Source organism: Citrobacter sp. GW821-FHT02E08 (genome assembly GCF_059421685.1).
In genome coordinates, this window is sequence record NZ_JBWKVL010000008.1 from 13,916 (window position 1) to 25,810 (window position 11,895).

General features: G+C 53.3%; 13 protein-coding genes. 11 read left to right on the top strand and 2 right to left on the bottom strand.

Annotated features, from left to right (window positions below):
* Positions 1-4 precede the first annotated feature (4 nt).
* The 8 genes from AC07UY_RS12020 (at position 5) to csiR (ending at position 8,973) form a co-directional block, all read left to right on the top strand.
* Complete coding sequence (locus tag AC07UY_RS12020; RefSeq protein ID WP_494701273.1) at positions 5-625, top strand: chitosanase; 621 nt, start codon at positions 5-7, stop codon at positions 623-625.
* The gene (locus AC07UY_RS12025) at positions 598-1,356 is read left to right on the top strand and encodes a DUF2272 domain-containing protein (protein ID WP_494701272.1); all 759 of its coding nucleotides are present in this window, start codon (positions 598-600) and stop codon (positions 1,354-1,356) included. The genes AC07UY_RS12020 and AC07UY_RS12025 overlap by 28 nt, the downstream gene beginning before the upstream one ends.
* Before the next feature lie 290 nt (positions 1,357-1,646).
* Positions 1,647-2,624 carry a glutarate dioxygenase GlaH gene (gene glaH, locus AC07UY_RS12030; RefSeq protein WP_301699744.1) on the top strand — a complete coding sequence of 326 codons (978 nt, stop codon included), beginning with the start codon at positions 1,647-1,649 and terminating at the stop codon, positions 2,622-2,624.
* Between the two features lie 23 nt (positions 2,625-2,647).
* Positions 2,648-3,916, top strand: a complete 1,269-nt coding sequence (gene lhgO, locus AC07UY_RS12035) for an L-2-hydroxyglutarate oxidase (protein WP_494660870.1) — start codon at positions 2,648-2,650, stop codon at positions 3,914-3,916.
* A 23-nt stretch (positions 3,917-3,939) separates the two neighbouring features.
* Positions 3,940-5,388: an NADP-dependent succinate-semialdehyde dehydrogenase gene (gene gabD / locus AC07UY_RS12040; protein ID WP_494701271.1), complete on the top strand. Its 1,449-nt coding sequence runs from the start codon at positions 3,940-3,942 to the stop codon at positions 5,386-5,388.
* Between the two features lie 35 nt (positions 5,389-5,423).
* Entirely contained in the window at positions 5,424-6,707 is a 1,284-nt protein-coding gene (gene gabT / locus AC07UY_RS12045) for a 4-aminobutyrate--2-oxoglutarate transaminase (RefSeq protein ID WP_494701270.1), read from the top strand.
* A 121-nt stretch (positions 6,708-6,828) separates the two neighbouring features.
* Positions 6,829-8,229, top strand: a complete 1,401-nt coding sequence (gabP, locus tag AC07UY_RS12050) for a GABA permease (RefSeq protein ID WP_494660867.1) — start codon at positions 6,829-6,831, stop codon at positions 8,227-8,229.
* Positions 8,230-8,280: 51 nt separating this feature from the next.
* Positions 8,281-8,973, top strand: coding sequence for a DNA-binding transcriptional regulator CsiR (csiR, locus tag AC07UY_RS12055; protein WP_203360279.1), 693 nt, complete (start codon positions 8,281-8,283; stop codon positions 8,971-8,973).
* Between the two features lie 105 nt (positions 8,974-9,078).
* Here csiR and AC07UY_RS12060 read toward each other — a convergent pair whose 3' ends face one another.
* Positions 9,079-9,237: a YqaE/Pmp3 family membrane protein gene (locus AC07UY_RS12060; protein WP_192613185.1), complete on the bottom strand. Its 159-nt coding sequence runs from the start codon at positions 9,235-9,237 to the stop codon at positions 9,079-9,081.
* Positions 9,238-9,420: 183 nt separating this feature from the next.
* Between AC07UY_RS12060 and AC07UY_RS12065 the strand changes: the two genes are divergently transcribed.
* Positions 9,421-9,720: an ArsR/SmtB family transcription factor gene (locus AC07UY_RS12065; protein ID WP_203360278.1), complete on the top strand. Its 300-nt coding sequence runs from the start codon at positions 9,421-9,423 to the stop codon at positions 9,718-9,720.
* 9 nt (positions 9,721-9,729) lie between these two features.
* The gene (locus tag AC07UY_RS12070; RefSeq protein WP_494660866.1) at positions 9,730-10,257 is read left to right on the top strand and encodes a rhodanese family protein; all 528 of its coding nucleotides are present in this window, start codon (positions 9,730-9,732) and stop codon (positions 10,255-10,257) included.
* 94 nt (positions 10,258-10,351) lie between these two features.
* Here AC07UY_RS12070 and stpA read toward each other — a convergent pair whose 3' ends face one another.
* Complete coding sequence (stpA, locus tag AC07UY_RS12075) at positions 10,352-10,753, bottom strand: DNA-binding protein StpA (protein WP_203360276.1); 402 nt, start codon at positions 10,751-10,753, stop codon at positions 10,352-10,354.
* A 696-nt stretch (positions 10,754-11,449) separates the two neighbouring features.
* On the opposite strand from stpA, the gene alaE reads away from it, so the two are divergent.
* Positions 11,450-11,887 carry an L-alanine exporter AlaE gene (gene alaE, locus AC07UY_RS12080; RefSeq protein WP_203360275.1) on the top strand — a complete coding sequence of 146 codons (438 nt, stop codon included), beginning with the start codon at positions 11,450-11,452 and terminating at the stop codon, positions 11,885-11,887.
* Positions 11,888-11,895 lie beyond the last annotated feature (8 nt).

The window sequence follows — 11,895 nt, forward strand, 5'->3', positions numbered from 1 at the left end:
TTTTATGATACTCACCCCCGTGCAAAAAAGTATTTGTGAACGCGTTCTGAATGCTTTTGAAACTGGTTCAGCCGAAGGGAATTATTCCGTCATCGCAATATTTCCTGATGGGCCGCATCAAATTCGACAAATAACGTTTGGCCGTTCGCAAACCACCGAATACGGCAAACTGAAAGATCTGGTCGCCCGATACGTCAACGCAAACGGGCAATTCAGCGCCGAGCTTGCCCCCTTCGTTCCCCTGATCGGAAATACACCGCTGGTTGATCATGAGCAGTTCAAGAGTCTGCTTCGTCGCGCAGGCAGTGACGACCCGATAATGAAGACCGTTCAGGACCTGTTTTTTGATGAGCGCTACTTCACTCCCGCGCTGAAATGGGCACAAAAATTTGGCTTTAAAGAAGCGCTTTCCATGTTGGTCATCTATGACTCTTTTATCCATAGCGGCAGCATTTTGCCGTTCCTGCGTTCCCGGTTTCGTGAGGTTCCTCCAGCCAGCGGAGGGAATGAACGCACGTGGATTTCCGAGTATGTCAGGGTGCGAAATTCATGGTTAGCCAACCATAGCAACCCGGTACTGCATCCCACGGCATACCGGTGGGACCGGCGACCGGTATACCGGTAATTCCGGTTGCGATGCCTCTCACGGAGCAAGGCACGGTACCGTTTATTGACGAAGCGACAAGTGGAAACGGAGCAGCAGCACCCGCGTCAGACACCCAACCTGCGGTTTCCCCCGTTTCAGGCTTTACCGCCAGTGCGGCGACAATCGCAACCGAAGAATGGCGCTTTTTCGGCGATCAGCGTTACAACCGCAGCGGGGGCATTATCCATACCGGGCGTAAAGAGGGTGAAGATGGCTGGTGGCAGCGCGTCGGTCTGTATTGGGCGAAGATCGGACGAGACGATCTGGACGGGCGGGATCATGACTGGCCGTGGTCAGCGGCATTTATCTCATGGGTGATGCGCCAGGCGGGGGCCGATCATCGGTTTGCCTATTCGGCCTCGCATGCGACTTACATCAGTAAATCTATCCGGGACAGAAATCAGGGTAACGCCAATGCGCTGTATTGGGGCTACAGACTGAATGAGCGTAAACCCCAGGTCGGCGATCTGGTGTGCTGGGATCGGGACCCCGATAAAGTCGTCGACTACGATCACCAGCATCTTGGCAATTACAGCAGCCATACGGATTTAGTGGTTTCCGTCGGTGCTGATGAAATTGAAATTATCGGCGGTAATGTCGGGAATTCGGTGACACGACGCCCGTTAGCGCTCACTGCTGAAGGTTTTCTGGCCAGTGGCGCACAAGGCGGTGAAACGCTGTTCGCCATTATGGGCTATCGCGCTGGCTGAGAGCATCCCCTCTCCTGTGACTTATCTATGAGTACACCGCTGGAGCGTCCCTCCAGCGGCTATCTCTAATTAATACACTGTTTTAAATGATATTTAGCTAACACACTCTCCCTCTCCCGCCCTTATCCACACAAAGCACATTGTTAAATATTTGTTGCAGTCGATCACAAAAATTAAACAAATTGGTCGTTTTGTATGCGTTTATTGAAAATGTAGATATTTTTAATTTATGGCTACGAAATGAGCATCGCCATGTCTCCCACGACAATCTACCGAGAGGATCGATTCTGATGAATGCACTGACTGCCGTAAAACCCAACGCTGGGGATTCAGCCCGGAACTACACCGGTTTCACCGTCGCCCCGTCCGCACAATCACCGCGACTACTGGAACTGACGTTTAGCTCCGACACGACCCAACAATTCTTACAGCAGGTTGCGCAGTGGCCGGTGCAGGCGCTGGAATACAAATCATTTTTACGCTTTAAGGTGAGCAAGATCCTCGACGATCTCTGCGGCAACCAACTGCAACCGCTGCTGATCAAAACGCTGCTGGAGCGAGGCGAAGGCGCTCTGTTGATCGGCGCAGAAGGGGTCGACAACGTGGCGCAGGCTGACGACATGGTCAAACTGGCCACCGCCGTGGCGCATCTGATTGGGCGTTCCAATTATGACGCGATGAGCGGTCAATACTATGCGCGGTTTGTGGTGAAAAATGTCGACAGTTCAGACAGCTACCTGCGCCAGCCTCACCGCGTACTGGAATTGCACAACGACGGAACCTTCGTCGAAGAGGTAACCGATTACGTGCTGATGATGAAAATCGATGAGCAGAACATGGAAGGCGGTAATTCGCTGCTGCTGCACCTTGATGACTGGGAACACCTGGAAGAGTACTTCTCGCACCCGCTGGCGCGCCGGGCGATGCGCTGGGCAGCGCCGCCAAGCAAAAACGTCAGTCACGATGTCTTTCACCCGGTGTTCGACGTCGACCCACTGGGCCGTCCGGTCATGCGCTACATCGACCAGTTCGTCCAGCCGAAAGATTTTGAAGAAGGCACCTGGCTTAGCGATCTTTCGGATGCGCTGGAAACCAGTAAAAACATCCTTTCCGTTCCCGTACCGGTCGGCAAATTCCTGCTGATTAACAACCTGTTCTGGCTGCACGGACGCGATCGTTTTACCGCGCATCCTGATTTACGTCGTGAACTGATGCGCCAGCGCGGTTATTTCGCCTACGCCACTCATGGCTACCAGACGCACCAATAAGCGCCACCCGAGGAACAGAGCGGATGTATGATTTTGTGATTATTGGCGGCGGCATTATCGGCATGTCGACCGCCATGCAGCTGATTGATGTCTACCCGGACGCCAAAATTGTGGTGCTGGAAAAAGAGTCTGCACCGGCCTGTCATCAGACGGGCCACAACAGCGGCGTAATTCATGCCGGGGTTTACTACACCCCTGGCAGCCTGAAAGCGCAGTTTTGCCTGGCGGGAAACAAGGCCACCAAAGCCTTCTGCGATCAAAACGGCATTCGCTACGACGAGTGCGGAAAAATGCTGGTCGCCACCTCCGAACTGGAAATGGAACGGATGCAGGCGCTGTGGGATCGTACGGCAGCCAACGGGATTGAGCGCGAGTGGCTCAGTGCAGACGAGTTGCGCGAACGCGAGCCAAACATTACCGGACTGGGCGGCATTTTTGTGCCTTCCAGCGGGATTGTCAGCTATCGCGAAGTCACCGCAGCAATGGCGAAAATCTTCCAGGCGAAAGGCGGCGATATTGTTTATCACGCCGAGGTTAGCGCCCTGAAAGAGCACGCGACCGGCGTGGTTGTCCACACCCGTCAGGGGCAAGAATTTGAAGCCTCGACGCTGATTAGCTGCTCCGGGCTGATGGCCGACAGACTGGTCAAAATGCTGGGGGTCGATCCCGGTTTTATCATCTGCCCGTTCCGTGGCGAGTATTTCCGCCTGGCGCCCGAGCATAATCACATCGTCAACCATTTGATCTACCCGATCCCCGATCCGGCGATGCCGTTTCTTGGCGTGCATCTCACCCGTATGATCGACGGCAGCGTCACGGTCGGCCCCAACGCCGTGCTCGCCTTCAAACGCGAAGGCTATCGCAAGCGCGACTTCTCCTTCAGCGACACGCTGGAGATCCTCGGTTCGTCCGGGATCCGTCGTGTACTGCAAAACAATCTGCGTTCTGGTCTCAGTGAAATGAAAAACTCGCTGTGCAAAAGCGGCTACCTGCGATTGGTACAAAAATACTGCCCGAGCCTGACATTAAAAGATCTCCAGCCGTGGCCTGCGGGCGTACGGGCGCAGGCGGTTTCGCCAGACGGAAAGCTTATCGACGACTTTCTGTTTGTGACCACACCGCGCTCGATCCATACCTGTAACGCCCCTTCTCCGGCAGCGACGTCGGCCATTCCGATCGGCGCCCATATCGTCAGCAAAGTGCAGACGCTACTGGAGAGCCAACACAATACCGGACGTACGCTGCGTGCGGCACGTAGCGTGGACACCTTACACGCCGCATTTACCCGTTAAACACCTTGAGACAGGAAGCAATCATGCAACTTAACGATCCAACCTTGTTCCGCCAGCAGGCTTTTATTGAAGGCCAGTGGCGCGATGCCCAAAGCGGCGACGTGATCGCAGTGAACAATCCTGCAAACGGCCAACAGCTGGGCAGCGTCCCCAAAATGGGGGCCACCGAAACCCGCGAGGCCATTGAAGCCGCGAATCGCGCCCTCCCCGCCTGGCGTGCGCTGACCGCCAAAGAGCGGGCCAATATTCTGCGTCGCTGGTACAACCTGATGATGGAACACCAGGACGATCTGGCGCGCCTGATGACCCTGGAACAGGGCAAGCCGCTGGCGGAAGCGAAAGGCGAGATCGTCTATGCCGCCTCCTTTATTGAATGGTTTGCCGAAGAGGGCAAGCGTATTTATGGCGACACCATTCCGGGTCATCAGGCAGACAAGCGTCTGATCGTCATCAAACAACCGATTGGCGTCACCGCCGCCATTACGCCGTGGAACTTCCCGTCGGCAATGATCACCCGTAAGGCCGGCCCGGCATTGGCTGCGGGCTGCACCATGGTGCTCAAACCGGCCAGCCAGACCCCGTTTTCCGCGCTGGCTCTCGCGGAGCTGGCACATCGTGCCGGAGTTCCCGCCGGTGTCTTTAACGTCGTCACCGGGTCTGCAAGCGCCGTCGGCAATGAACTGACCGGCAACCCGCTGGTGCGCAAACTCTCCTTTACCGGCTCCACCGAAATTGGCCGTCAGTTAATGGAACAGTGCGCCAAAGACATCAAAAAAGTCTCTCTGGAACTTGGCGGCAACGCGCCGTTTATCGTCTTTGACGATGCCGATCTGGATAAAGCCGTGGAAGGGGCGCTGGCCTCAAAATTCCGTAATGCCGGGCAGACCTGCGTCTGCGCCAACCGCCTGTATGTGCAGGACGGCGTCTACGAGCGCTTTGCGGAAAAACTGCAGCAAGCGGTGAACAAACTGCATCTCGGCGATGGCTTACAGGCGGGCGTCACCACCGGGCCGCTGATCGATGAGAAAGCCGTCGCCAAAGTGAAAGAACATATCGCGGATGCAGTTGGGAAAGGCGCGCGCGTGGTCACAGGCGGTCAGGCACATGCGCTGGGCGGCAACTTCTTCCAGCCCACCATTCTGGCGGATGTTCCTCGTGATGCGAAAGTAGCCAAAGAAGAGACGTTCGGCCCGCTCGCTCCGCTGTTCCGCTTTCACGATGAAGCTGACGTGATAGCCCAGGCCAACGACACCGAGTTCGGTCTGGCGGCTTATTTTTATGCCCGCGATCTGAGCCGCGTCTTCCGCGTCGGCGAAGCGCTGGAGTACGGCATTGTTGGGATCAACACCGGCATTATCTCTAACGAAGTCGCGCCCTTTGGTGGGATCAAAGCCTCCGGCCTTGGCCGCGAAGGTTCCAAATACGGTATCGAAGATTATTTAGAAATCAAATACATGTGTATCGGCCTTTAAGTAAACCTTACCTGATTGAAGACTGGAGAAAGCGAATGAGCACCAATAAAGAATTAATGCAGCGCCGCAGCAACGCCGTTCCTCGCGGCGTTGGGCAGATTCACCCCATCTTTGCCGATCGCGCAGAAAACTGCCGCGTCTGGGATGTTGAAGGTCGTGAGTTTCTTGATTTTGCGGGCGGCATTGCGGTGCTGAATACCGGACACCTGCATCCAGGGATCGTCTCGGCAGTAGAAGAGCAGTTGAAAAAATTGTCGCACACCTGTTTTCAGGTGCTGGCCTATGAGCCGTACCTGGAACTGTGCGAAATCATGAACCAGAAAGTGCCGGGGGATTTTGCCAAGAAGACCCTGCTGGTGACCACCGGTTCAGAAGCGGTTGAGAATGCGGTGAAAATCGCCCGCGCCGCCACCAAACGCAGCGGCACCATTGCGTTTAGCGGTGCTTACCACGGCCGTACCCACTACACGCTCTCGCTGACCGGGAAAGTGAATCCGTATTCTGCCGGGATGGGACTGATGCCGGGCCACGTTTATCGCGCGCTGTACCCTTGCGCACTGCACGGTATCAGCGATGACGATGCGATTGCCAGCATTGAGCGCATCTTCAAAAACGATGCTGCGCCGGAAGACATTGCTGCCATCGTCATCGAACCTGTCCAGGGCGAAGGCGGTTTTTATGCCGCCTCCCCGTCCTTTATGAAACGCCTGCGCGCGATTTGCGACGAGCACGGCATCATGCTGATTGCCGATGAAGTGCAGAGCGGCGCGGGTCGTACCGGCACGCTGTTCGCCATGGAGCAAATGGGCGTCGCCCCGGATATTACAACCTTTGCCAAATCCATTGCCGGAGGGTTCCCGCTGGCGGGCGTGACCGGTCGTGCCGAAGTGATGGACGCCGTTGCCCCGGGTGGTCTGGGCGGCACGTATGCCGGTAACCCGATTGCCTGCGCCGCCGCGCTGGCGGTACTGAAAATTTTCGAGCAGGAAAATCTGCTGCAAAAGGCCAACACGTTGGGCAAAACCCTGCGCGAAGGACTGCTGGCGATTGCTGAAACACACCCGGAAATCGGCGATGTTCGCGGACTGGGCGCCATGATCGCCATCGAGCTGTTTGAAAACGGCGATCACAGCAAACCCGATGCGAAGCTGACCGCAGAAATCGTCGCCCGCGCGCGCGACAAAGGCCTGATCCTGCTCTCCTGCGGCCCTTACTACAACGTGCTGCGTATTCTGGTACCGCTGACCATTGAAGATGCGCAGATCAGCCAGGGGCTGGAGATTATCGCCCAGTGTTTCGATGAGGTTAAACAACGCTAAGGCTATACCTCGTTGCTAACGGAATGATGACGATGCAGTAAATACAACAATAATACGCGTGCCCCGACGCGGGAAATGTCGGGGTGCTCTCCCAAGTGACACACTTTCGAGAGGATAGAAGATGGGGCAATCGTCAGAATCACATGCTTTAGGGGGCGGGCTGAAATCACGCCACGTCACCATGTTATCTATTGCCGGTGTTATCGGCGCGAGTTTATTTGTCGGTTCCAGCGTCGCTATTGCTGAAGCCGGGCCTGCTGTTCTGCTGGCCTATCTGTTCGCCGGTCTGTTGGTGGTGATGATCATGCGTATGCTGGCTGAAATGGCCGTCGCCACGCCAGACACCGGATCCTTTTCCACCTATGCGGATAAAGCTATCGGTCCGTGGGCGGGGTATACCATTGGCTGGCTGTACTGGTGGTTCTGGGTATTGGTGATTCCGCTGGAAGCCAATATCGCCGCCATCATCCTGAATTCATGGATCCCGGGCATACCTATCTGGGTGTTTTCACTGGTGATCACGCTCGCTCTGACGGGCAGTAATTTGCTAAGCGTCAAAAACTACGGCGAATTTGAATTCTGGCTGGCGCTGTGCAAAGTCGTTGCCATTCTGGCGTTTATTGCGCTGGGCGCGGTGGCGATCAGTGGTTTTTATCCGTATGCCGACGTGGGCGGTGTATCACGCTTATGGGATCATGGCGGCTTTATGCCAAATGGCTTTGGCGCGGTACTGAGCGCCATGCTGATTACGATGTTTTCGTTTATGGGGGCGGAAATCGTCACTATCGCCGCCGCGGAATCCGACACCCCGGATAAGCACATCGTGCGGGCGAGTAACTCGGTTATCTGGCGTATTTCTATCTTCTATCTGTGCTCAATTTTCGTGGTGGTAGCGCTGATCCCCTGGAACATGCCGGGACTGAAGAGTGTGGGGTCGTACCGTTCGGTGCTGGAACTGCTGAATATTCCATACGCTAAACTGATTATGGATTGCGTCATTTTACTGTCGGTCACCAGTTGCCTGAACTCCGCGCTGTATACGGCCTCCAGGATGCTCTACTCCCTGAGCCATCGCGGCGATGCGCCTGCGTTTATGGGCAAAACCAACCGCAGCAAAACGCCTTATGTGGCGGTGCTGCTCTCGACGGGCGCGGCGTTCTTAACGGTTGTCGTGAATTATTATGCCCCGGCGAAAGTGTTTAAATTCCTGATCGACAGTTCAGGTGCCATCGCGCTGTTGGTGTATCTGGTTATTGCCGTCTCTCAATTACGGATGCGCAAAATTCTGTTGGCGCAGGGGAGCGACATTAAACTGAGAATGTGGCTCTATCCGTGGTTAACCTGGCTGGTAATTGCCTTTATCGCCTTCGTGCTGATCGCCATGTTGTTCAGACCTGCACAGCAGCTTGAGGTGATATCCACAGGGCTTCTGGGCCTGGGGATCATTTGTACGGTCCCGATTATGTCACGCTGGAAAAAACTGCTATCGTGGCAAAAGGCACCGTTACAAAATACACGTTAGACCTGTTCCCGGCGCAAGCCGGGATAGTGATTTTCTTAAGGAGTCGTACCCATGACCGCCACTTCCCAACCGACGGCCATAGATGGATACCACTGGCTTAAAAATGACATCATTCGCGGTATTTATCAGCCCGATGAAAAACTGCGAATGAGTTTACTGACCTCACGCTATGAACTTGGCGTGGGGCCGTTACGAGAAGCCCTTTCCCAACTGGTGGCGGAACGGCTGGTGACCGTGGTCAATCAGAAAGGCTACCGTGTGGCATCGATGTCCGGGCAGGAACTGCTCGATATATTTGATGCCCGCGCCAATACGGAAGCCATGCTGGTTCGACTGGCTATCGAGCGTGGAGACGACGCATGGGAAGCCGAGATCCTCGCCAGAGCGCATATGCTGAATAAACTGGAATCAAGCGATGCCAGTGAAGGAATGCTGGATGAGTGGGATCAGCGTCACCAGGCGTTTCATTCCGCCATCGTCGCCGGATGTGGTTCGCATTATCTGCTGCAAATGCGTGAACGCCTGTTTGATCTTGCGGCGCGCTACCGGTTTATCTGGCTGCGTGAAACGGTGCTGTCGGTCGAAATGCTGGAGGACAAACACATTCAGCACCAGACGCTCACCGAGGCGATTCTGGCGCGGGATGCACAACGCGCCAGCGAGTTAATGCGCCAGCACTTACTGACGCCAATCCCGATTATTCAACAGGCGATGTCCGGCAAACTTCAGCAAGAGCAGACCTGAGGAAATTGTCTGATGGCGCTTCGCTTATCAGACCTACAAACATCTGTAATTTGTTGAAATTGAAAATAATCGTAGGCCGGGCAAGCGAAGCGCCCCCGGCAATAATCAGTCGCGAGTTTGGATCCAGAAAGCATGGATAAGGCCGGGGATATAGCCCAATAGCGTCAAAATGATGTTAAGGATAAATGCCCAGCCGAATCCTTTCCCCAGCAGCACGCCAAGCGGAGGAAGAAGGATAGTAATTACGATTCTCCAGAAACCCATACACACTCCAAAAAAGTAAAATTACTCATTGTTTAAAAAAGAGATTTTCTCTCTAAGCGTAGTCAGTTTAGCCGACTCTGCCAATTTACCCCTTTTCGTTTACCCTCTTTTACGCTCTTGACGCTGGCATACTGTTGCCCATTACTTTAGAATTATCTTAATTTAGATAATGCTTAAATAACCATGACTGAACTCGAACAACTCCAGGCTAGCGCCGAACAGGCTGCCGCCCTGCTAAAGGCCATGAGCAATCCAAAACGGTTGTTGATTTTGTGCATGCTCTGCGGCTCGCCGGGCACCAGTGCCGGTGAACTGGCGCGGGCGACGGGACTCAGTCCTTCCGCCACATCGCAACATCTGGCGCGTATGCGTGAAGAAGGACTTATCGACAGCCAGCGGGATGCCCAGCGTATTCATTACTTCATCAAAAATGAGGCGGTAGGTTCACTTATCGCCACATTGAAAACCCTGTATTGCCCATAAGGAGCCACTATGACAAGCGGGACGATTTCCCCACGCGAGGCGCAGGCGCTCATTGCGCAGGGCGCGAATCTGATTGACATCCGTGATGTCGATGAGTATCTGCATGAACATATTCCTGATGCCCATCTGGTTCCGCTCACTACGCTTGAACAGAGCGCCTTTCCCGACCGTCTGCGCGGGGAGTGCGTTATCTTTCATTGCCAGTCGGGGCGGCGCACACAAAACAATATAGCCAGGCTACAGGCGGTTGCTGCGCCAGCAAAAGTCTGGCTGCTGGAAGGCGGTATTGATGGCTGGAAAGCGGCGTCGCTGCCCGTCACAAAGGACACATCGCAGCCGTTGCCGCTAATGCGTCAGGTGCAGATTGCCGCTGGCGGGCTGATTTTGCTCGGGGTTGTGCTGGGATACGCGGTGAGTCAGAGCTTCTTCCTGCTGAGCGGTTTCGTCGGTGCGGGGCTGATGCTGGCCGGATTCACCGGTTTTTGCGGGATGGCGCGTCTGCTCGATAAAATGCCCTGGAACCGTCGTGCGCATTAAGAACCCGGCAGGTCAGTATTGTAATGTGGAGTCCGGTTTCCGGTAATAAACCGGAGGCAGTGTAATGCTGCCATCCGGCATATCACGACCCGTATTAAATCAGGAAATCATCCAGAGATTTACCGGCTGCCAGCGCCTGAGCAATCGGCTTAGGCGTACGCCCCTGCCCGGTCCAGGTTTTCGTTTCACCATTAAAATCGATAAAACGGTATTTCGCCGGACGCGGCTGACGTTTTTTCGTAACGCGAGGTGCCGCAGTTTGCATTCCCAGTAATTCTTCTGGGTTAATGCCGTCCGCTTTCATCAGCTCGAGAAAAGTATTAATTTTCTCTTGCTGCTCTGCACGTTGACGCTGCTGTTCTTCTTCTTCTTCACGTCTTTCTTTAGTGACAACCCTGAATTTTTCGAGCATTTCTTCAAGAACGTCAATGGAGAATTCGCGAGCCATTGCACGCAGCGTACGAATATTATTTAAGTTCTGTAACATCAAATTCATAATAATAAAAACCTTTTAACGCAGAAAGCCAAAAACAGTATTACAGAAGGAAGTGTATTCGATATTTAATGATATTTCCAGACCCAGGCGTGTTTAAGAATATTATGAAATGTCACTTTATAATGATTATTTATCAAACACCCGCCAGTGAATATATTGCAGCCGAATTGCATTTTGTGAATAAATAAAAAAATATATTTTCCTGTGGTGTACCAGAAAATCCGCGAAAACTAAGCGACTGACGGAGAATGTCACTCACTCACCGCTGGAGCTGCAATGAATAAAAATTTATAAAAAGCGATTAATTAGCCATATCGCTTAGATGGAGTTTTATACTGCAAAATAACCCAATACAGCATTAAACATGCTGGTAAGACAAAAATCTCCAACGTCGCCGAGTTCTCTGTTGAATCTGATACATTTCACAATGATTCTCAAAAAAACCGAAAAGACAAGACGCTATAACGATTTGATTTAAAATACATTTACTGCAAACGGACACCGAAAATCTCGAAACGTACAAAAAACAGACCATTGCAGAGCATTTTATCGACAAAAAGCGTATAAATAAAAATTTTACGCTAATTGCTAGTTATTATATAGCGATATACTCTATGCAAAAGCGAAAAGGCTTCGCTAATTCACTACAGGGCAGTATTTAACGACGATTAATCCCCTTTGACAAGGAGCATTAACATGTTCTCACCGCAGTCACGCTTGCGTCATGCTGTCGCTGACACGTTCGCGATGGTTGTTTACTGTTCTGTCGTGAACATGTTGATCGAGATATTCCTCTCCGGAATGACCTTTGAACAGTCGCTTTCATCCAGGCTGGTGGCTATACCGGTTAACATCCTTATCGCATGGCCGTATGGAATGTACCGGGATCTGTTCATGCGCGTTTCGCGCAAGGCAAGTTCGGCAGGATGGGTGAAAAACCTGGCGGATATTCTGGCTTATGTAACCTTCCAGTCGCCGGTTTATGTCGCTATTTTGCTGACGGTTGGCGCTGACTGGCATCAGATCACCGCTGCCGTAAGTTCGAATATCGTGGTATCAATGTTGATGGGGGCAGTCTACGGTTATTTTCTCGATTACTGCCGTCGCCTGTTTAAGGTCAGCAGTTACGCCTGAGTCATCAC